Below are 22029 nucleotides of genomic sequence, written 5' to 3'. Positions count from 1 at the left end.
ACTGGCGGAGATAGGGGTATGATCCATTACAAAAGCAAGGCAGAAATAGAACTGATGCGGGAAAGCAGCCTGCTGGTAAGTGATGCACTTGCTTTGGTGGCATCCTTTATCAAACCCGGCATCACTACGTTACAACTGGATAAGATCGCCGAAGAATTCATCAGGGATCATGGTGCAACGGCATCCTTTAAAGGATACAACGGCTTCCCCTATACCTGCTGCATATCGGTAAATGATGCGGTGGTTCATGGCTTTCCCAATGCGGATGAACTGAAAGAAGGCGATATTGTTTCGGTTGACGTAGGTGTTTTTAAAAACGGGTTTCATGGCGACAGTGCTTATACATTTGGAGTTGGCGAAATAAACGATGAACTAAAAAGACTGATGCGGGTTACCAAAGAATCGCTGTACAAGGGAATTGAAAAAGCCATACATGGTAACCGGACCGGTGATATTGCATACGCCATACAGGAATATACAGAGAAGCAGCACGGCTATGGTGTGGTAAGGGACCTGGTAGGACATGGCCTCGGCAGGCACCTGCACGAAGAGCCACAGGTGCCGAATTTCGGCAAACGGGGAACAGGCGCCAAATTAAAAGAAGGGATGGTGATCGCTATTGAACCCATGATAAACCTGGGTACCAGGGATGTTTACCACGATAAGGACGGCTGGACCATTCGTACTGCCGATGGTAAACCTGCCGCACATTACGAACACGATGTTGCCATCCAGCGGGGTAAGGCCGATGTGTTATCTTCTTTTGTAAAGATCGAAGCGGCTGAAAAAGCAAATGCAAACCTTTGCTCGGATTATTCCTTACAGCACCCGGTACTTTAATTCAATCCGCTCATCTGTCCAGATATTGTCGGGGCTTATATACGTGTCTTTGTAATGGATGACCACGCCCGACCTGGCAAATATATCCCTCACCAGTTCGCTGCAGATATAGGCTTTGTTCCTTTCCCGTTTACTCATGCGGAGGAGGATACGGATCATGATGCGGAATATTTCGAAATTATCATAAGGCCTTGTCAGTTCATCCAGGCCAAAGCTGATCCCCTTGTTCAGGTTTTGTTTTTCCAGCGGGAAATTAAGCTGGGCAATGGCGATCTGTCCTTTATAGGGCCGCCTGGTCCCTTTGTAATTCTTCAGGTAATTGGACAGGGGGATCAGGCGGATACCTATGCTGGGCTCTGCTTCCAGTACCAGCACCCTGCCCAGTTCTTCATCTTTATAGATCACCGCCACATGGCTCCAGGTGCTTTTGGTGAGGTTTTGTATGATGCCCGAAAATGCATAACTGCCGCTGGCAAAAAAGATATGCCCCGTCCTCAGGTGATCCCTTATTTTTTCATAACGGACCACCGGCATCTCCCGCAATTCTTTTTTGGTGATTTTACCTGCCATTGATCTGGGGTTGAATGTTATTCTTAAGTTTGAAGTTACAAATAACAGGATGAAGAAAAAAAGATTGATCGTTATCGGTGGGGGTGCAGCAGGTTTTTTCTGTGCGGTGAATGCAGCCAGGCTGAACCCGTTGCTGGATGTGATCATCCTGGAAAAGTCAAATAAACTCCTAAGCAAAGTAAGGATCAGCGGCGGTGGCCGTTGCAACGTGACCCATGCCTGTTTCAGTATTGCCGAAATGGTAAGGAAATATCCGAGGGGCGGCTCTTTCCTTAAAAGCATTTCATCATTTTTTACTAACGATGCCATTGCCTGGTTCAAAGAAAGAGGTGTGGAACTGAAGACCGAAGCAGACGGACGTATGTTCCCTGTAACCGACTCTTCGCAAACGATCATTGATTGCCTGGTGAAAGAGGCAAATAAATATGGCGTGGAGATCCGGATGAACAGGGAGGTAAAGCAGTTGGCAACAGACAATGGTCATTGGTCCTTGGTCATGAATGAGGGCGAGGTGATAGAGGCCGATTATGTTTGTGTGGCAAGCGGCGGCTATCCAAAACCCCTGCAGTACAACTGGCTTACACAGCAAGGTCATGGTATTGAAGAACCCGTTCCTTCACTTTTCACATTCAACCTGTCTACCGGACAGGCAGGTATGCCCGGTAATGCCATCACTTCTTTGATGGGTATATCCGTTGAAAAAGCACGGGTTAAGATAAGCGGGTCAAAACACAGTGAAGAAGGGCCCTTGCTGATCACGCACTGGGGCATGAGTGGTCCGGCCATACTGAGGCTTTCTGCGTGGGAAGCAAGAGAACTGGCAAAATGCAACTGGCATTTCAGCATACTGGTGAACTGGGTACCGGATCTTAATGAGAACAGCCTGCGGGAAAGGATTCAAAAATTCCGCTTTGAACTGGCATCACAAAAGATCGTAAACAGGAATCCATTTGCCTTACCGAACAGGTTATGGGAATTCATTTTACTTGGATCGGGTGTAAAAGAAGACCTGCGCTGGGCCGACCTGCCTGCCGCCGCCCAAAACAGGCTCATCAAAAATCTTTGTGCCAGTGAATATGAAGTGAAAGGAAAAACAACCTATAAAGAGGAGTTTGTAACGGCAGGAGGTATTGAATTGAATGAAATAGATTTCAATACCATGCAGAGCAAAAAATTCCCGGGGTTGTTCTTTGCAGGAGAGATCATCAACGTTGACGGCATTACCGGCGGGTTTAATTTTCAAAATGCATGGACGACGGGATGGATTGCGGCGAATGCAATTGCACGTTTTGACGTTTAGGACGTTTCAATCGTTTAATCCGTTGAAGTCGTTTAAGTCGTTGAAGAGGTTGTGAACGAACCCTTAAACCTTTAAACCCTGCAACGATTTCAACGATTTCAACGGGTTTTCGTTTACTTTTGTCTTCACATTTCTCATGAAAAAAATCGACCGCTACATACTGGTAAAATACCTTACTACTTTTTTCTTTTGCCTGTTGCTGTTTACTGCCATCGTGGTGGTGGTCGACATCAGCGAAAAGACGGATAATTTTGTAAAATCGGGTTTATCTGTTTACCAGATCATCATGGATTATTACATCGGGTTCATTCCCCGTATTGATGCCATGCTTTTCCCTCTTTTTGTTTTCATCTCGGTCATATTCTTTACCTCCAAAATGGCGGGGCGCTCAGAAGTTATTGCCATACTCAGCAGCGGGGTCAGTTTCCGGAGGTTTTTACTTCCGTATGTTATCGGGGGTATTTTTTTATCCGCTTTGTTGTGGGCAGGCTACCAGTACGTGGTGCCAAGGGCAAACCAGATATGGGGAAATTTTGAAGCCAGGTATATCGACGGTCCGGCTACGGTGGTAAGCAATAATTCAACGTATAAACAAAACCTGTATTTTAAACTGGATTCAAACACCTATGTGGGGATACGTGGCTATGATACTGTTTTGAGATCGGGCAATGGACTCTTTGTCCAGCAGTTTTCGGGTAATAAACTGGTGTACAACCTGCGGGCAGAACAGTTCAACTGGGATTCCACCAGCAGGAAATGGCGGTTGCTTGATCCGGTAGAGCGAACATTGGACAGCATTTCTGAGCGCATAAAGAAAATGCCGGTGAAGCTGGTTAATTATAATTTTAAGCCCCGTGATCTTCGGAAAGATGAATACTTTAAAGACCAGCTGCCAACCCCCGAACTGAATGAGTTCATAAAACTGGAAAGGTTACGGGGATCTGAAATGCTGAATACCCTGTTGGTTGAAAGATATAACCGGGATGCCATTCCCGTATCGGTACTCATCCTTACCATCATCGGCGCAGTACTGGCTTCCCGTAAGATCAGGGGAGGGAGCGGCTTTCACCTGGCTGTGGGGGTTATCATCAGCGTAATGTATATACTCTTCAGCCGTTTTTCAATTGTGTTCGCCACCAAGGGAAACTTCACCCCGTTACTGGCCGCATGGGCCCCCAATATCATTTTCGGGCTGCTGGCATTTTATCTTTACAGGCGGGCGCCAAAATAAGATTTCAAAAGCCTTTTACAGGCAAACTTTCCTTCAAAACTTTTGTTTAAGAGTTGGTTGCGTCGTAATTTTAAGCGCCTTCAAAGTCTGGTTGCTGCAGCATTTATTTCAAAACCGGAAAGCAATCCCACAAAGGCGAGAACCAGTACCGCAACAAATAATTTTCATTCATTTATAATAAAGAGATCATGGGTATCATTAAAGACAGGTTCAAAGAGAAAGCAGATACAGTAGCCATAGAAATCAAGGACTTACTGAAAGAACACGGCAATAAAGTGATTGGTGAAGTAACGCTCAGCCAGATATACCAGGGCATGCGGGGCATGACAGGCCTGGTATCGGAAACTTCCTTGCTTGATGCACAGGACGGCATCCGTTTCCGGGGTTATTCCATTCCGGAACTAAGAGAAAAACTTCCCAAGATCCCCGGTGGAACAGAACCGCTTCCGGAAGGATTGTTTTACCTGATGCTGGTAGGGGCATTGCCCAGCGAAGACGATGTACAGCATTTAAGCAGTGTGTGGCAGCGCCGCAGCCATGTGCCCAACCATGTTTTTGCAACCATAGAAGCACTGCCCGTAAGCACGCATCCCATGACGCAGTTTGTGGTGGCCATCATGAGCCTGCAGACCGAAAGCCAGTTTGCCAAGCGTTATGCAAAGGGCATGAATAAAAAAGATTACTGGGATGCCCTGTTTGATGACTCGATGGACCTCATTGCCCGCCTGCCCCGTATTGCTGCTTATATCTATCGCCGTAAATACAAGAACGGGGAGCACATCCAGCCCAACGGACTGCTTGACTGGTCGGGAAATTTTGCCCACATGATGGGTTATGAAGACGAGGGTTTTCATGAACTGATGCGGTTGTACATGACCATTCATGCCGACCATGAAGGAGGGAATGTATCTGCACATACCACGCACCTGGTGGGTTCTGCCTTAAGTGATCCTTACTTAAGTTTTGCGGCCGGGATGAACGGGCTGGCCGGCCCCTTGCACGGACTGGCAAACCAGGAAGTGATCAAGTGGATCTATGAACTGCGGGAGGAGATCGGTGCAGAGATACCATCCAAACAGCAGATCGAAGAATACGTTAAGAAGACCCTGAGCGAAGGAAAAGTAGTGCCCGGTTATGGCCATGCTGTGTTGCGTAAAACAGACCCCCGCTTTACCGCCCAGGTGGAATTTGGTAAAAAACACATGCCCGATGATCCACTGGTACAGACGGTCTGGAATATTTATGAATCCGTTCCACCGATCCTGGGTTCTATTGCCAAAATAAAGAATCCATGGCCCAATGTGGATGCCCACAGCGGCGCACTGCTGGTACATTATGGTTTTATTGAGTATGAATTCTATACGGTCCTGTTTGGTGTGTCCAGGGCATTGGGTGTGCTGGCAAGCCTTTGCTGGGACAGGGCCCTGGGCTTTCCGCTGGAAAGGCCAAAATCGGTTACCACAAACCTGGTAAAGGAATGGCTGGCTGGAAAGGAAGAGATATGGGAAGGATAAACCTGGAATATAATTGATTTGCAAACCGGACCCGTTTCCGGTTTTTTTGTTACTTTGAGCCCCCAAAAATTGATGATGATGAAAAAAGTAAATCTTGCGGTCCTGTACCTGTTTTTTTGTGTTTCAGCCTTTGCCCAGGCGGGTAGATCCAATGTTCCTGCTGCTAAAAACAACCCCCACTTAAAAGTATTCAACCAGTCAGTTATTAGCGGGGATCTGAATACTGCGATAACTGCGCTTGGTTATTACGTGGCCGACCAGGGTGCCAACGGTGTTTATGAAGACACGCTGGCTATGCTGTATATGCAGCAGGGCTCTTATGTGCAATGTTATTACTGGGCCGACAAAAGGTTGAAAGTAAAACCAGCGGATAACGGTTTGCTGGAGATGAAAGGTATTTGCCTGGATAAACTGCAGCAGCCCAAAGAGGCCATCAACATCTTTGAACAGCTATATGGCAAGACACAAAGCCCATACCATGCCTACAAACTGATGGAATTGCAGTATGGTATTAAAAGACTGGCAGAATGTGTTTCTACGGCAGTGAGTGTGGAAAGGCAGACGTTTAAACCAGAATACACCATGACCTATAACGTGGGCGAGCAGGTAGGCCGTACCTACCTGCAGGCCGGTATCTACAATATTCATGCGTTGGCCCTTTATGATCTGGATAAAAAAGCAGAGGCGAAACAATACTTTGAAAAAGCCCTGGCTTTGGACAGCAGTTTTTTACTGGCCCGACAGAACCTGGAGGCAATTAAAAGCATAGAAGCCGGTGCCAATAAAGTGAATGGCGGCAATAATACAGTGCCCGCATCTCCGGCCAATAAGCAGGATTAAAAATTCATTTTGAACCAAAGGCCCCTGCCAGTATATTTGCAATCCGTTTGGGGGTTAGCTCTCCCGATAGTTATCGGGAGGCTAGAGCGTCCCGCCTGAAAGCGGGAAGGTTGTCGGTTGGGAAATGAATTTGTTCTTAAACAATAAGGGGGGTTAGCTCTCCCGATAGTTATCGGGAGGCTAGAGCGTCCCGCAGGAGTGCGGGAAGTTAGTCGGTTCGAAGAAGAATTTGTTCTTAAAAAAATAAGGGGGGTTAGCTCTCCCGATAGTTATCGGGAGGCTAGAGCGTCCCGCAGGAGTGCGGGAAGTTAGTCGGTTCGAAGAAGAATTTGTTCTTAAAAAAATAAGGGGGGTTAGCTCTCCCGAGTTGGGAGGCTAGAGCGTCCCGCAGGAGTGCGGGAAGTTAGTCGGTTCGAAGAAGAATTTGTTCTTAAAAAAATAAGGGGGGTTAGCTCAGTTGGCTAGAGCGCTTGCATGGCATGCAAGAGGTCGTCGGTTCGACCCCGATACTCTCCACAAAGGCTCACCAATAGTGAGCCTTTTGTATTTTATGCCCTTTTATGTCTATATCATTTATTCGCCTTCACTTGACCAATTTTATATTGGGCATACACAGAGCCTGGAGGACAGGATTTTCCGGCATAATAACGCAGGGTCAAAAGCGACAAAACAGGCGCTTTCTATGATTTTTTAAAATTTCCATTTAAATTACCTTGTATTACCGGTGATTCGTGAGACAGCCCGCCAGGCAGTATTCTGTAAATGATAAATAACTTCCTCATGAAAAAAAATATTTTGCTTATCAGCATGATTGTCACAGCATCCGTTTATGCACAGCAAAAAGATTATGCATTGAAGGAAGTTGATTTTACGCAGGTGCACCTTTCCGACAATTTCTGGCTGCCCCGGATCGAGATCAACCGCACGGTTACCATCCCGGCATCCTTTGAACGATGTGAGAATACAGGACGGGTAAAGAATTTCGTCATGGCGGCGGCAAAGAAGGGAAAATTCTGTACCCGCTATCCGTTCGACGATACCGATATCTACAAAACCATTGAAGGCGCTGCCTTTTCCCTGGCTACGCATCCCGATAAAAAACTGGACGCCTATGTTGATTCTTTGATCGTTATCATTAAAAATGCACAGGAAGCAGACGGCTATTTATACACTGCCCGAACCATTGATCCGGTGAATGTGGGCAACTGGGTAGGCAAAGAACGCTGGGAGAAAGAACGGGAACTGAGCCATGAATTATACAATGCAGGCCATTTGTACGAAGCGGCGGCGGCGCATTACCTGGCCACCAAAAAAAGGAACCTGCTTGATATCGCGTTAAAGAATGCCGACCTTGTTTGTTCTGTTTTTGGTCCCGGTAAAAGAACGGTTGCCCCCGGGCATGAAGTGGTGGAAATGGGCCTGGTAAAGTTATTCCGCATTACCGGCAGGCAGGAGTACCTGGCCACCGCTAAATTTTTCATTGATGCAAGAGGACAATACAAAGGGTATGATCCGAAAAGCACAGACGTCTGGAAGAATGGTTCCTATTGGCAGGACGACAAACCGGTGCTGATGCAATCGGAAGCTGTTGGCCACGCGGTAAGGGCGGGGTATCTATATGCTGCGGTGGCCGATGTGGCAGCACTCACCGGTAACGACAGCCTCACGAAAGCCATTGACCGGATATGGGAGAATGTGGTATCAAAAAAATTATACGTGCAGGGTGGTATCGGAGCCGTTGGTGACGGAGAACGCTTTGGCGCCAATTATGAATTGCCGAATAACACAGCGTACAATGAGACCTGTGCATCCATTGCCAATGTTTACTGGAACTACCGCATGTTCCTGCTGCATGGAGATGCTAAATACATGGATGTGCTGGAGAAAACCCTCTACAACGGGCTGATCTCGGGAGTGGGACTGGATGGAAAGTCTTTTTTCTATACAAATGCCATGGAGATACGTAACAGTTTTTCACACCCGGATATTGAAAGGGAACGTTCGGGCTGGTTTGAATGCAGTTGCTGTCCTACCAATATCTGCCGCTTTATACCTGCAATACCCGGTTATATGTATGCACAAAAGGGGGATGATCTTTTTGTAAACCTTTTCATCAGCAGCACTGCAGATATTGTGATGAATAAAATACCGGTGCAGGTAATCCAGCAGAATAATTATCCGTGGGACGGGGACCTGCATTTTAAGATCAATACAGCAAAGGCCAGTACATTTAAGATACGCATTCGTATTCCCGGCTGGGTAATGAACAGTGCTGTTCCGTCTGACCTGTACCGGTTTGAATCCGGCAGCAACGCAAAACCCGGAATAAAAGTAAATGGAGAAGCTGTGGCCTATGAACTGGAAAACGGCTATGCCGTAATAAGCAGAACCTGGAAAAAGAATGATGTGATGGAAGTACGGTTGCCGATGGAAGTGAAAAGGGTAACAGCGAATGAAAAAATAAAAAATGATATTGGTAAAGTGGCATTGCAGCGGGGTCCCATCATGTATTGTGCTGAATGGGCAGATAACAATGGAAAGACGTCAAATATCATCCTTCCTTCCGCTTCCGGCTTTATTGCCGGGTTTAAACCGGGCTTATTAAATGGCGTGATGACGTTAAGAACCGAAGCGCCTGTTGTAACGGTCAATAATGATGAATCGGTCACCACGGAAAGGAGATCCATAACCCTGGTCCCTTACTACAGCTGGGCCAACCGCGGCAAAGGAGAAATGACAGTTTGGTTCCCCGCCTGGGTTAAGGATGTGGAGTTATTAAGCAGGTGATGGGCTGATGCGGTTGAGGATACGGGGTTACCGGTGCCGGCCGGTTCCATGAACCAGGGGGTAATGTCCTCCCAAAATATTTCCCTGTATTTATTCGTTTTACCTCTACATTTGTGATTGCATTTTTAAAAATGCCCTGGTGAACACTTAAATATTTTCTGTGTCGAAACATGTTAACAAGGTAACAGCAGCCGGCTTACTGGTTGCTTTGGGAATTATTTACGGCGATATCGGTACCTCCCCGCTCTATGTTTTTGATGAGATTATTCACGGCAGGGTGATAGACGAATTGTTGGTAGTGGGTTCATTAAGCTGCATTATCTGGACGCTTACCCTGCAAACAACCATTAAGTACGTTATCCTTACATTAAAAGCCGATAACCGGGGTGAAGGGGGAATTTTTTCTTTGTACACCCTGGTGAGGCGTAGGCGCAAATGGCTGGTATTACCTGCTATGATCGGGGGAGCCGCCCTGCTCGCCGATGGAATGATAACACCGCCGATCTCTGTCACTTCAGCCATTGAGGGTTTGCGTATTACAAGTGCGTTCAGCCATATTGAAGAATCAACTATTGTTTATATAGTGCTCGGTATTCTTGCCATCTTATTCTTCATGCAGCAGTTTGGTACCAATTCTATTGGCAAACTATTCGGACCCATCATGTTCATCTGGTTCATGATGTTGGCCATACTGGGGTTGTTACACATAACCGATAACTGGGGTGTTTTTAAAGCATTCAATCCTTATTATGCGGGCAAATTTCTGAGTCAATACCCGGGGGGATTCTGGCTTTTGGGAGCTGTTTTTCTTTGTACCACAGGTGCCGAAGCACTTTACAGCGACCTTGGGCACTGTGGGCGTGGCAATATCCGCATATCATGGATCATGGTAAAATCCTGTTTACTGATAACATATATAGGCCAGGGTTCATGGCTTCTTCAGAATCAGATGGGACAGGTATTTACCGGCAAAACATTCTATGCACTGATGCCTGCCTGGTTTCAGATACCCGGCATCATCATAGCAACGGCCGCGGCCATTATTGCCAGCCAGGCGTTGATCAGTGGTTCATTCACACTCATCAGTGAAGCCATACGCCTGAACCTGTGGCCTAAAATGAAGATCAATTATCCTACAGAGGCCCGGGGCCAGTTATTTGTTCCGGGGATAAACACCCTTTTATTTGTAGGCTGCTGCGGTATTGTACTGTATTTTAAAACTTCAGGAGCCATGGGTGCCGCATATGGCCTTGCCATTACGTTGTGTATGCTGGCTACCACCATTCTGGTTGCTAATTTCATGGTTCTGCACCGGGTAAAATCATGGCTTATATATCTTTTCCTGGCAACATTTTTAGCCATTGAACTAAGTTTTTTAATAGCAAACCTCGATAAATTCCCGCATGGTGGTTATGTTACGTTGATCGTAGGAGGTGGATTGTTTGTTGTGATGTATATATGGTACCGGGCACGAAAGATCAAGAACCGCTATGTTGAATTTGTGCGCCTGGAAGAATATGTGCCTAAGCTGGAAGAACTGAGCAATGATACGTCGGTGCCTAAGTATGCTACCCACCTGGTGTATCTCACCAGCGCCAATAATCCAAAGGAGATCGAACACAAGATCATCTATTCCATCCTCAAAGGCAAACCGAAACGTGCCGATATTTATTGGTTCATTCACGTGGATACGATGGATGACCCATATACCTGCGAGTATACCGTAGAACATATTATTCCCAACGACATCATCCGGGTTGAATTCAGGCTGGGCTTCCGGATGCAGCCCCGCATTAACCTGATGTTCAAGAAGGTGGTGGAAGACCTGGTGGCAAACCGGGAAGTGAATGTTACCAGCCGTTATGAAAGCCAGCAACGAAATAACGTGGTAGGTGATTTTAAATTCATCGTAATGGAAAAATTCCTGAGCCAGGATAACGAACTGCCATTCTTTGAACGCATCGTCATGAAACTCTATTTCTGGCTGAAGGAGATCTCCCTTAGTGAGGAAAAAGGGTTTGGCCTGGAACAAAGCGTGGTGCAGGTAGAAAAATTTCCACTGATCATTTCACCGGTAAGTAATTTAAAACTGCAGAGGATATACCGGGATGAAGAAGACTGATCCATGCTCCAAAACCTGACCGTATGCAGTCCATCACAGCATCCGCACTGAAACAAAAACTCAACAGCGGGGAAGATATTCAACTGATCGATGTGCGGGAACCCGATGAACATGCTGCGTTCAATATCGGGGGCGAGCTGATCCCCCTGGGCGACATCACCCGGCTTGCAGATAGAATAATCACCGATAAGCCGGTCATCCTTTACTGCCGCAAAGGCATCCGCAGCCAGATCGCCATCCAGCGGCTGCAGGAGAAATTTCATTTCACGAATCTTATAAACCTTATCGGCGGAACAGAAGCATGGAGGAAGGAGTTTGGGGTTTGAGATTTGTAGTTTATGGTTTGTAGTTTGTAGTTAAGAGGAGAATACTTAATTTAACAGAGTGCGAATAACTACAAACTATAAACTACAAACCATAAACTAACACTTGCTTCAATTCGCTATCTATATCATCGGCGGCATCGTGGTGCTTTCCCTGCTTGCATACTTTCTGCAGGAGAAGCTGATCTTCAAGCCGGAGAAACTGAAACAGGATTTTGTTTACAAATACGATGCACCGTTTGAAGAATTGTTCTTTGATGTGGAACCGGGGGTTCGTATCAACGGGCTGCATTTTAAAGTGAAGGACCCGCTGGGGCTCATCCTTTATTTTCACGGCAACAGCCGCAGCATAAAGGGCTGGGCAAAATATGCCCGGGATTTTTACCGCTATAATTATGACGTGGTGCTGGTGGATTACCGGGGTTTCGGCAAAAGCACCGGCAAGCGGAATGAGAAAGATATGATCACCGATATGCAGTTTGTTTACAATAACCTGCTCACAAAATTCCCGGAGCATCACCTCATCGTTTACGGCAGAAGCCTGGGCAGCGGGTTTGCCTGCAAGCTTGCCAGCGATAACAAGCCACGCTACCTGATCTTAGACGCCCCTTACTTCAGCTTTAAAAAGACCATTGAACGTTTCCTGCCCATCCTGCCTGTTAAATATGTACTTCGTTATCACCTGCGTACCGATAAATGGATAAAGCGAGTAAACTGCCATACCTACATCCTGCACGGCACCCGTGACTGGCTGATACCCATCAGCAACAGCGAAAAACTACAGGCGCTGAATCCACGCATGATCACCCTCATCCGCATACAGGGCGGCCGGCATAACAACCTGCCATCTTTTCCGGAGTATCATAATTTTATACGGGATATACTGCAATATTGATACAAGATACGGGATGCAGGATTCAGGAATCAGGATACAGGATGCAGGATGCAGGATTCAGGATTCAAGATGCAGGATTCAGGACTTGCATTGTGGCTCGTTATGTTTTTCTTCTACTGCCTTTAGGAAATTGATGAGCTTCTTGCTCAGGAATATCAGTTTAGTGTTCAAATTTTCAAATACGACCTTGTCAGTAAGGGACCTGGTTTCTATAAGGGTTTCGAGATGGTCAATGGTTTCATCAAGGGATGCAATTGCAATAACGGGAAACCGGATAAAATCCTGTTTGTATTTTCGCCGCCCATAGCCTTCCACAATATTGCTTTTAACTGATTTTACAGAACGTCGTATTTGTTGTCCTTCTTCAAACTGCTCAAACCTGGGGAGCGTTAAGGACATTACATGTATTTCTATAACCACTTCCCTGGATAATTTCCAGACTTCAAGGTTTTTGTAACTCATGGTCGTTGATTTATAAACCTAAACTATACTATCTATAAGTCAACCCCGGTACCTTTACCTCACAAAATCCTGTATTTTTCCTGTATCCCGCATCCGGTATCCCGAATCCCGCATCCTGCATCCTGCATCCTGAATCCTGAATCCTGAATCCCGTATCTTGCATCCCCATGAAACGAACATTCTTCCGCTGGCTAAAGATCCTCATCATCATCTACTGCAGCATTGGCATTGTACTCTATTACCTGCAGGAAAAATTCCTGTTTCACCCCGAGAAATTGTCCAATGCATATGTGTACCGGTTTGATGGCCCCTTTGAAGAGATCAATATCCCCTTCAGTGAAACGGATACCATCAACATGATAAAATTCTTTCCAACAGATTCCGTAAGAAGGGGAGTGGTGCTTTACTTTCATGGCAACAAACAGAACATAGAACGCTACGCAAAATTTGCCGCCAACTTCACCAGGCACGGTTATGAAGTATGGATGGAAGATTACCCCGGTTTTGGCAAGAGCACCGGCAAGCGCACCGAAAAGAAATTGTATGAACAGGCACTGCAGATTCAGAAAATGGCGGCGGGCCGCTATGGCAGGGATAGCATCATCCTTTACGGGAAATCATTCGGCACCGGCATTGCTGCTTATGTTGCTTCAGAAACAAACTGTAAGAGACTGATACTGGAAACCCCCTATTACAGCATCCCGGCGCTGTTCAGTTGTTATGCGCCCATTTATCCGTCAGCATACATGTCGACCTACAAGATCCGCACGTTCAGATTTTTAGAAGACGTGCATTGCCCGGTAAGCATTTTTCACGGCACCAATGACGGCGTGATCCCTTACCGAAGTGCAGAAAAACTCAAACACGCCATTAAACCAACAGATGAGTTCATAACCATTGAAAAAGGAACCCACCAGGACCTGAATGATTTTCCGTTGTTCCGGCAGAAACTCGACAGCCTGTTTCGCTGAGATCATATCTCAATGATATTTCTCGGCTTATTCTTTTTTATCTTTTCCGGCAATGAATCCAGGATGGATTGTTTCAGCAGTTCAACCAGTCTTTTCTTCACAAAATCACGGTGTATCACCATGCTCACTTCCCTCACCGGTGCCGGTTGTTTGAAGTGGCGGATCAGTTGCATCTGCTTACCGGTAAGGTCCAGCGTGGCCAGTTCGGGCAGTATGGTGATGCCGTCATTCTGTTCCACCAGGCGACGGAGGGTTTCAATGCTGCCCGCTTCATAATCAAAATGACCGCCTTCGGCGCTGGCCTTCCGCAGTTCGCAGAGGTTGATGATCTGCGACCGGAAACAATGCCCTTCCTCCAGCAGCCACAAATGATTGGGATCGATATCCTGTGCCAGCATATAGGTCTTTTGAAAGGCCTTGTCCTTTTTTGAAACATAGGCAACCATCTCTTCATAAAATAGCGGCTGTTCTTTTATGCCTTGTTCATCAAGCGGTGTTACCAGTATGCCCACGTCTATTTTTCCTTCCTTCAGTTTGGTGATGATGAGTTCCGTTGTGAGTTCCGTGACCGACAGCTTTACGAGGGGATATTTCCGGATGAATTTCTGGATGAACAAGGGCAACAGGTACGGGGCCAGGGTGGGGATGATACCCACTTTGAGCAACCCGGTGATGACCCCTTTTTTCTGCTGCACAATTTCTTCGATCATACTTTTTTCGCCCAGGATCTTTCTTGCCTGCTCAAGGATGGCGGCGCCGGCTTCGGTGGGTACAACCGGCTGTTTGGTGCGGTCGAATATTTTAAGCCCCAGTTCCTCCTCCAGTTTCTGTACCTGCATGCTCAGGGTGGGCTGGGTGATGAAACACTGACTGGCCGCTTTGGCAAAATGCCGGGAGTTGTCAATGGCCACGATATAGGCCAGTTGGGTAAATGTCATGCTAATAGATTTTATCTATGAAGTTATTTAAAATATCGATAAAAATTATCAGTTAAATAAGAGCAACTTTAACCCCTAAAACAGTAAACATGAGCAAGAAGAAAAAATTAACCACCGCTTCCGGGATACCTTATTACTATAATGAAGACACCCAGAGTGTGGGTGCCCGGGGTCCTTTGTTGCTGCAGGACTTCATCCTGCATGAGAAAATGGCGCACTTTAACCGGGAACGCATCCCGGAAAGGGTTGTTCATGCAAAAGGTTCCGGTGCATTCGGCACTTTTACGGTCACCAACGATATCTCAAAATACACAAAGGCCAAACTGTTCAGCGCCGTTGGCAAACGTACAAAAGTGCTGGTACGTTTTTCTACCGTGGGTGGAGAAAAAGGAAGTGCCGATACGGAACGTGACCCCCGCGGCTTTGCAGTTAAGTTTTATACCGAAGACGGCAACTGGGACCTGGTGGGTAACAACACACCCATCTTCTTCATCAAGGACCCGAAGAAGTTCAGCGATTTTATTCATACACAAAAAGAGATCCGTACACAAATTGTAAAAGCCCGACGATGATGTGGGACTACTGGAGCCTGAACCCGGAGAGCCTGCACCAGGTGATGTTCTTAATGAGCGACCGCGGCACTCCCTATGGATACCGGTACATGAATGGGTATGGCAGTCATACCTTCAGCATGGTCAATGCAAACAATGAGCGGGCCTGGGTGAAGTTTCATTTCAAATCAGCACAGGGAATAAAGAATTTTACCAACAATGAAGCAGCGCAGATGAAGGCCGTGGATATGGATTTTGCCCAGCGTGACCTGGTGGAAGCCATTGACCGGGGAGAATTCCCAAGCTGGAACCTGAAGATACAGGTGATGACGGAAGCCCAGGCAAAGACATACAAATGGAACCCCTTTGACCTTACCAAAGTGTGGAGCCACAAAGATTTTCCCTTGATCGATGTGGGGGTGATGGAGCTGAATGAGAACCCGAAGAACTATTTTGCCAGCATTGAGCAATCGGCATTTGCCCCGGCCCACGTGGTGGACGGCATCAGCTATTCGCCCGATAAAATGCTGCAGGGCCGTTTGCTTTCTTATCCCGATGCACACCGGTACCGGCTGGGAGGCAATTACGAACAGATCCCGGTGAACCGTTGCCCCTTTGCCGTAAACAATTACGAGCGTGACGTGCAGATGCGGGTGGATGATAACGGCGGCAGCAACCCCAATTATTTCCCCAACAGTTTTGATGATATTGAAGCCAGCGAAAATTATAAGCAGCCGGCCTGGGAACTGGATACCGTACTGGCAGACTGGTATAACCGGAATGCCGACGGGGAGAACGACCATTATACACAGCCGGGCATTTTTTTCCGGGAAGTTCTGTCGCAGCAGGATAAGATAAACCTGGTGAACAATGTGGTGGGCGCTATGAGTGGTATCAGCGGGCCTAAGAAGAACGAGATCATCAACCGCCAGCTTTGTCATTTCTTCCGGGCCGACATTGGCCTGGGAATGGGTATCGCCAAAGGGCTTGGCATCGATATGGAATCACTGCAGCAGATGATGCCTGCCAAACACGAATCAGTAACCGTTTAAAAATAAAGATCATGGCAAACGAAATTGCAACAAAAGAAATTGAAAAACCATTGAGTGTGGTAAGAAAAGAAACAGTGACCAACGAACAGCTTGCCGAACAACTGGCAAGAGTGGAAGCGTTGCTGGTAAAAATTGATCAGAAGCTCAGTACGCCTTTGATCAGTTAAAAAAAGATCCCGGTAAGTTTATTGCCGGGATCTTTTTTGTATTTAAAATTTGATGTTTTGAACCACATAGAACATAGGAAACACAGGCTATGTGTTTATCTATGTGTTCTATGTGCCTATCCACGACCAAGTCGGGACAAGTTGTGGTTCAAATTTTTCCCCGCTTTATTCAGTCAGTGATACTCCTTTCCTATTGACCGACAGTTTATACTCCACACCCACTTTCAGCGCATAATTCTTCTTTCCATGGCTTACCGGGAAGCTGAAGCAAACAGGATAAGGGTATTCAGCCGTGATCTCTTTGATCAACTGGTACACCGTTTTTCCAAAAGGCCTTTCGGTGTCTGCCATGTCGGTAAAGCCGCCCACCACAAGCCCGGCCAGGCCGTCTAATTTTCCGCTCCGTTTCAGCTGGTACATCATGCGGTCGATATTATAGATGTGTTCGCCGATGTCTTCAAGGAACAGGATCCTGTTCTTTGTTTTGATATCGGAAGGCGTGCCCGTTACATGCGCCAGCAGGGAAAGGTTGCCGCCCACCAGTTCGGCCCTTGCCGTTCCGGGCCTGTTGAACGGATGTGTTTTACAGGTGTACTTAGCTTTTTTACCCGTGAGCGCATTTTTAAAAGCCCGGATGAATTCATTCTCCCCCTCGTTAAAGGCCGAGGCCATGGGCGCATGCAGGGATGCAATGCCCAGTTTGGAGAACAGGTGGGCATGCAGCACGGTAACATCGCTGAACCCAATGATCCACTTGGGGTTCTTTTTGAAGCGGGTAAAGTCCAGCTGGTCAATGATGCGGCCCACCCCGTAGCCGCCGCGGCCGCAGAGGATGGCTTTTATGTCAGCATCGTCCAGCATGGCCTGCAGTTCATCCCGCCGCTGTTCATCGGGGGCGCTGAAATAGTTCTTCGACCGGCTGCCCAGGGTCTTGCCCACCATCACTTCAAAGCCCCAGCCCTGGAGGGTATGGATGCAGGCCTGTGCTTTTTGGGCGGCCATATAACCGGCCGGGCAGGTAATACCGATGCAGTCGCCTTTTTTTAAATAAGGGGGAATTTTTACCATGTGGGAAGATTATGCTGATTTGTTATAAAAAGGGCCTGCTTTTTGATTAAATTTACGAATCCAAAATTAATCAATGAGATCATTATTACTATCCTTTTTATTGCTGTCTGTGGCTTTTATTGTTGAAGCTCAGCCTCCATGCGCCGGGCAACCGGGAAGAACAGCTCAGACAGCGACTGCAATTTGTGGTACACTTACTTTCACGGAAATACTTTTACCCGATTGTACCGGACCGAATCTGCCGCAAACCGCATGTCCCATAGGGGTCACAAGTAGTCATTCTGCCTGGTACAAATTTCACTGTTACCAGGCAGGCACACTGGGGTTTTTAATTACTCCCGGTGCTCCAGGCGACGACTATGATTGGGAATTGATGGATTATACCGGCCGTCCTCCAGGAGATGTTTACATAGTAGATTTGATGATTTCATTAAATATTAGTGGTGTCGTTGGTCCTACTGGTTGTACCCCAGCGGGTACATTGAATGTAAATTGTGAAGGGGGGCCTCCTGGTTCCCAGTTCAACCGAATGCCCGATTTGATCGCAGGTCACGATTACCTGCTTATGGTAACTAACTTTTCTAATTCAGGAACTGGGTATACAATTGATTTTACAGGTGGTACAGCCGTACTTACCGATAATCAACTTCCGAATCTGATCAGCGCAAGTATAGTTGGTTGCAATACTTCTATGCTAAAACTTGTTTTTTCAGAAGATATTTTATGCAGCAGTTTGACAAATCTTGGAACTGAATTCACTATAACAGGTGGAACGCATGTCATTACGGGTATTACTTCTGGTTGTACAACAGGTTCAAATGCTTTTACAGAACTCACACTTAATTTGCAGAATCCTATACCTCCAGGTAATTACCAGATTACGGTAGGTAATGGAACTGATGGCAACACGTTGCTGGATGTATGTCAAACGGCCATGCCGGTTGGAACAGCAGTAAATTTTACTGTTCCAGCCATACCTCCTGCAGCAGTCAGTTCGGTGAACTACACCGGTTGTGCGCCCACCGTATTAAATGTTGCGCTTACCAAACCGGTATGGTGTACAAGTGTTACCCCATCGGGCAGTGAGTTCTCCATTTTACCCGGCAACCCGGCCATTTTATCCGTGCAATCCACCTGCGGTACCGGCCCCACTTATATTGACCAGCTGCAGATCGTTCTGCAAAACCCGCTTGCCAACGGCAACTACCAACTGGTGGTTAATAACGGGGCGGATGGCAATACGCTGATCGACACCTGTAATAATTCAATTCCTGTCGGATATAATTTCCCCTTTACCATCACCCAGCTTACCACGCCGCCGGTGATCCAGACCGTTGTTTTTGATGAATGTCATCCCGATAAACTGGTGCTGAATTTTGATAAACCTGTTGCCTGCAATACCATTACAGCGGCAGGAAGTGAATTATCGGTAAGCCCGGGGGTATGGCCGCTTAATTCAATAACCTATAACTGTACCGCCGGTACCTATACTTCGCAGATCACCATGAACCTGGCAAATCCGCTGCCGGCCGGCAACTTCAATGTGGTGGTTGGCACCGGAACCGATGGAAATACATTGGCCGACACCTGTTTTGCTTTTATGCCGGTTGGTTATACAAAAGCATTCGTTACCACCCAGGCGCCGGCGCCCGTTTTTGATTCGGTGCAGTTTGATAATTGCAACGCCAATTATGTAAGGGTCTTTTACAGTCACCCGATCCTGTGCAGCAGCATCAGTGCCAATGGTTCCGACTTCAGCATTACCGGGCCTTCGGCGGTTAACATCACGGGCGCCACAACGGACGTTACCTGTGGCACGGTGGGATATATCAGGTGGGTACGGCTGCAACTGGCGGCCCCCATCAACCCGGCAGGTAACTATGTGCTGCACAACGGCATTGGGTCCGACGGCAATGGCATTATCGATACCTGCAATGCCCGGCAAAATGTGAATGAAACGATCGCTGTGAATGTATTGGGCAAACCTTCTGCCGTATTCACCGGCCAGGTGAACTGGGGCTGTGTGGAAGATACCATCGTGCTTTCCCATCCCGGCGGCAACGGCGCCAATTCCTGGAACTGGAGTTTCAGTGACGGCCGTACCGCTACGGGGCAAAATGTTTCCATGAGTTTCCCGGTGGCCACACCAACGGTTACGGTGAGGCTGATCGTAAGCAATAGTTCGTGCAGTGATACCACTACGCAAACATTCACACTCGGTAATGTTTTCAATGCGGCATTCAGCAGCAGTCCGGGTGATACCATCTGCATCAATACCCCGATAAATTTTACGGATGCATCCGCCGGTACCATCAGCAATTACCTGTGGGATTTTGGCGACTTTACCCAGTTCAATGGACAGAATCCGCCTACGCATATTTACCCGGTTGCCAATATCTATAATGTACAACTGATCGTTACCGATAATCATGGTTGCCGGGATACGGCCAGCAGGCTGATGCATGTGGATGCTTCCGCCCTGATCGATTTCACCGGGCTGAAGCCGCAGTACTGCACCGGGAACATCGTATCGCTGCAGCGGGTAATATCCAGGAATGTCCTTTCTTATGTATGGGATAATGGTGACGGGCAAACCTTCACCAATGAAGTGGATGTAACCTTCTCGTATCCCAATGAAGGAGTATATACCATTACCTTATCGGGAATTGACAGGTACTGTGGCCCGGCAAGCATCAGCAAAACGGTTCCGGTTTATGCAGTACCCAAAGTAAATCTCGGTCCCGATACGGTGCTTTGCCAGTCAGACAGGATGCTGATCGGCGTTGCCCCAACTCCCAATTATACCTATATGTGGAATACCGGGGCAACCACCTCGCAGATATACACCGATGTATTTACCAGGAACTATGATCTTACTGCCGATAACCATGGTTGCAGGGGATATGATGCCATGCATGTGAAGATATTGCCGGCCTGCCTGATCAAAGTGCCCGGTGCTTTCACACCCAATGGCGATGGTTTGAATGACCAGTTGAAGGCAGTGAATGCCGACCTGGCAAAGAACTTCTCTTTCAAAGTATACAACCGGATGGGACAACTGGTATTTACAACAACCAACCCTCTGGATGGATGGGATGGGGTCTTTAAAGGGAACCCTGCCGATAATGGAGCCTATGTGTGGACACTGAGCTATATTGATCCGTGGAGCGGCAAAGACGTAAAAGAAAAAGGAACGAGTATATTGATACGGTGAGTTTGTTAACTGGTTAATTTGTTAAATAGTTAATTCGTTAAATAGTTAATTCGTAGAGACTAATTAGTTAACCAATTAACCAATTAACCAGTTAACCAATTAACTATTTAACGAATTAACAATTTACACCTCACTCAGCCTGCACTCATTCAGGTGCACGCCCAGTGTATGCAACACGCCGCACTTAAGTGCAAAATTATTTTTCTGGTGCCCTACGGGGAAATCGAAGCAGACCGGGTATTTGTATCCGGCCACTTTTTCCAGTACAATATCTTCCAGCGTTCTTCCAAACTCTTCGCCGGGGTCATCGGGTTTTATTTTGAAGCCGCCGATGATCAGTCCTTTCAGGTTGGTCAATTTTCCGCTGCGTTTTAGATTCCAGAACATGCGGTCGAGGCTGTAAAGATATTCGCCGGTGTCTTCCACAAATAACAGTTTGTCCCTGGTATCAATATCCGACCGGGTGCCGGCCAGCGATTCCAGTGTTTTTAAATTGCCGCCCACCAGTTCGCCCACGGCAAGGCCGGTCCTGTTCTTTTCGTTGGGGGTAATAAGGTATCTCATCTTCTCACCCACGAGGCATTTCCGGATAGATTCGATGGTATCTATTTGTATGGGTTCAGCCAGGGCCCAGTCTTTGGGAAAACTGTTGCACATCTTTGAATGGATGGTTGCTATGCGGTGGTTGGTATGGATGTGTGAATGAAGCACCGTCACATCGCTGAAGCCGATGACCCATTTGGGATGCTGTTTCAGTTTTTTGAGGTCGAGTTTGTCTACGATACGAACGGCGCCGTAACCGCCCCGTGCACAGAGAATGGCTTTTACGGTCTTATCTTCCAGCATCTGCTGAAGGTCGGTTGCCCGTTCTTCATCCGTTCCTCCAAATGTAAAATCCCTTTTACCGATGCTGCTGCCAACCTTTACATGGAACCCCCATTCATTTATTTTCAGTACAGAAGACTGGATGTCCTCTATGCTTATATAACCTCCGGGGCAACAGATGCCGATGGTATCTCCTTTTTTTAAATAGGGCGGGATGACAATATTTTTTTCCGGTTCAGGGATTTTTGTGCTGCCGGTCACAGACGTAAAGGAAGCAGCCAGCGGAATAACGGACGAAAGAAAGTCTTTGCGTTTCATGAAATAAATTTAATCTAAATGAACCACATAGGCACATAGGG

18 protein-coding genes, 1 tRNA gene and 1 pseudogene are annotated in these 22029 nt (G+C 47.0%); 15 read left to right on the top strand and 5 right to left on the bottom strand.

The window, feature by feature from the left end:
• The first annotated feature begins 18 nt into the window (after window positions 1-18).
• Window positions 19-840, top strand: coding sequence for a type I methionyl aminopeptidase (gene map / locus IPJ02_06160; protein MBK7375133.1), 822 nt, complete (start codon window positions 19-21; stop codon window positions 838-840).
• On the opposite strand, the gene IPJ02_06155 is transcribed toward map, so the two are convergent.
• The gene (locus IPJ02_06155; protein ID MBK7375132.1) at window positions 820-1410 is read right to left on the bottom strand and encodes a hypothetical protein; all 591 of its coding nucleotides are present in this window, start codon (window positions 1408-1410) and stop codon (window positions 820-822) included. The genes map and IPJ02_06155 overlap by 21 nt on opposite strands.
• Before the next feature lie 49 nt (window positions 1411-1459).
• On the opposite strand from IPJ02_06155, the gene IPJ02_06150 reads away from it, so the two are divergent.
• The 10 genes from IPJ02_06150 (at window position 1460) to IPJ02_06105 (ending at window position 12422) form a co-directional block, all read left to right on the top strand.
• Window positions 1460-2710 (top strand): NAD(P)/FAD-dependent oxidoreductase, encoded by a 1251-nt coding sequence (locus tag IPJ02_06150; GenBank protein ID MBK7375131.1) that lies wholly within the window; start codon window positions 1460-1462, stop codon window positions 2708-2710.
• A 136-nt stretch (window positions 2711-2846) separates the two neighbouring features.
• On the top strand, window positions 2847-3941 hold the full coding sequence (locus IPJ02_06145) for an LptF/LptG family permease (GenBank protein MBK7375130.1): 1095 nt from the start codon (window positions 2847-2849) through the stop codon (window positions 3939-3941).
• A gap of 188 nt (window positions 3942-4129) precedes the next feature.
• Window positions 4130-5455, top strand: coding sequence for a citrate (Si)-synthase, eukaryotic (locus IPJ02_06140; GenBank protein MBK7375129.1), 1326 nt, complete (start codon window positions 4130-4132; stop codon window positions 5453-5455).
• Between the two features lie 78 nt (window positions 5456-5533).
• The gene (locus tag IPJ02_06135; GenBank protein MBK7375128.1) at window positions 5534-6295 is read left to right on the top strand and encodes a hypothetical protein; all 762 of its coding nucleotides are present in this window, start codon (window positions 5534-5536) and stop codon (window positions 6293-6295) included.
• Between the two features lie 442 nt (window positions 6296-6737).
• Window positions 6738-6811: transfer RNA gene (locus tag IPJ02_06130), tRNA-Ala, on the top strand.
• A 16-nt stretch (window positions 6812-6827) separates the two neighbouring features.
• Complete coding sequence (locus IPJ02_06125; GenBank protein MBK7375127.1) at window positions 6828-6989, top strand: GIY-YIG nuclease family protein; 162 nt, start codon at window positions 6828-6830, stop codon at window positions 6987-6989.
• A gap of 86 nt (window positions 6990-7075) precedes the next feature.
• The gene (locus IPJ02_06120; protein MBK7375126.1) at window positions 7076-9082 is read left to right on the top strand and encodes a glycoside hydrolase family 127 protein; all 2007 of its coding nucleotides are present in this window, start codon (window positions 7076-7078) and stop codon (window positions 9080-9082) included.
• A gap of 160 nt (window positions 9083-9242) precedes the next feature.
• A complete protein-coding gene (locus tag IPJ02_06115; GenBank protein MBK7375125.1) occupies window positions 9243-11204 on the top strand; it encodes a KUP/HAK/KT family potassium transporter in 1962 nt (653 codons plus the stop codon).
• Window positions 11205-11227: 23 nt separating this feature from the next.
• Entirely contained in the window at window positions 11228-11530 is a 303-nt protein-coding gene (locus IPJ02_06110; GenBank protein MBK7375124.1) for a rhodanese-like domain-containing protein, read from the top strand.
• A gap of 103 nt (window positions 11531-11633) precedes the next feature.
• A complete protein-coding gene (locus tag IPJ02_06105; protein ID MBK7375123.1) occupies window positions 11634-12422 on the top strand; it encodes an alpha/beta fold hydrolase in 789 nt (262 codons plus the stop codon).
• A 78-nt stretch (window positions 12423-12500) separates the two neighbouring features.
• Here the strand turns inward: IPJ02_06105 and IPJ02_06100 are convergent, their stop codons facing one another.
• Complete coding sequence (locus IPJ02_06100; protein MBK7375122.1) at window positions 12501-12884, bottom strand: four helix bundle protein; 384 nt, start codon at window positions 12882-12884, stop codon at window positions 12501-12503.
• A 167-nt stretch (window positions 12885-13051) separates the two neighbouring features.
• On the opposite strand from IPJ02_06100, the gene IPJ02_06095 reads away from it, so the two are divergent.
• Window positions 13052-13855 (top strand): alpha/beta fold hydrolase, encoded by an 804-nt coding sequence (locus IPJ02_06095; protein ID MBK7375121.1) that lies wholly within the window; start codon window positions 13052-13054, stop codon window positions 13853-13855.
• Between the two features lie 2 nt (window positions 13856-13857).
• On the opposite strand, the gene IPJ02_06090 is transcribed toward IPJ02_06095, so the two are convergent.
• Window positions 13858-14793 (bottom strand): LysR family transcriptional regulator, encoded by a 936-nt coding sequence (locus IPJ02_06090; protein MBK7375120.1) that lies wholly within the window; start codon window positions 14791-14793, stop codon window positions 13858-13860.
• Between the two features lie 89 nt (window positions 14794-14882).
• Between IPJ02_06090 and IPJ02_06085 the strand changes: the two are divergent.
• A pseudogene (locus IPJ02_06085) lies at window positions 14883-16396 on the top strand (catalase).
• An 11-nt stretch (window positions 16397-16407) separates the two neighbouring features.
• On the top strand, window positions 16408-16563 hold the full coding sequence (locus IPJ02_06080; protein ID MBK7375119.1) for a hypothetical protein: 156 nt from the start codon (window positions 16408-16410) through the stop codon (window positions 16561-16563).
• Between the two features lie 165 nt (window positions 16564-16728).
• Here IPJ02_06080 and IPJ02_06075 read toward each other — a convergent pair whose 3' ends face one another.
• Window positions 16729-17631 carry an LD-carboxypeptidase gene (locus tag IPJ02_06075; GenBank protein ID MBK7375118.1) on the bottom strand — a complete coding sequence of 301 codons (903 nt, stop codon included), beginning with the start codon at window positions 17629-17631 and terminating at the stop codon, window positions 16729-16731.
• Between the two features lie 844 nt (window positions 17632-18475).
• On the opposite strand from IPJ02_06075, the gene IPJ02_06070 reads away from it, so the two are divergent.
• On the top strand, window positions 18476-20845 hold the full coding sequence (locus IPJ02_06070) for a gliding motility-associated C-terminal domain-containing protein (protein ID MBK7375117.1): 2370 nt from the start codon (window positions 18476-18478) through the stop codon (window positions 20843-20845).
• Window positions 20846-20968: 123 nt separating this feature from the next.
• On the opposite strand, the gene IPJ02_06065 is transcribed toward IPJ02_06070, so the two are convergent.
• On the bottom strand, window positions 20969-21988 hold the full coding sequence (locus IPJ02_06065) for an LD-carboxypeptidase (protein MBK7375116.1): 1020 nt from the start codon (window positions 21986-21988) through the stop codon (window positions 20969-20971).
• Window positions 21989-22029 lie beyond the last annotated feature (41 nt).

This window comes from Chitinophagaceae bacterium (assembly GCA_016710165.1).
In the GTDB taxonomy this organism is placed as follows: domain Bacteria; phylum Bacteroidota; class Bacteroidia; order Chitinophagales; family Chitinophagaceae; genus Ferruginibacter.
Note: the sequence above shows the minus strand (reverse complement) of the source record. Positions and strands in the feature narration are given on the sequence as shown.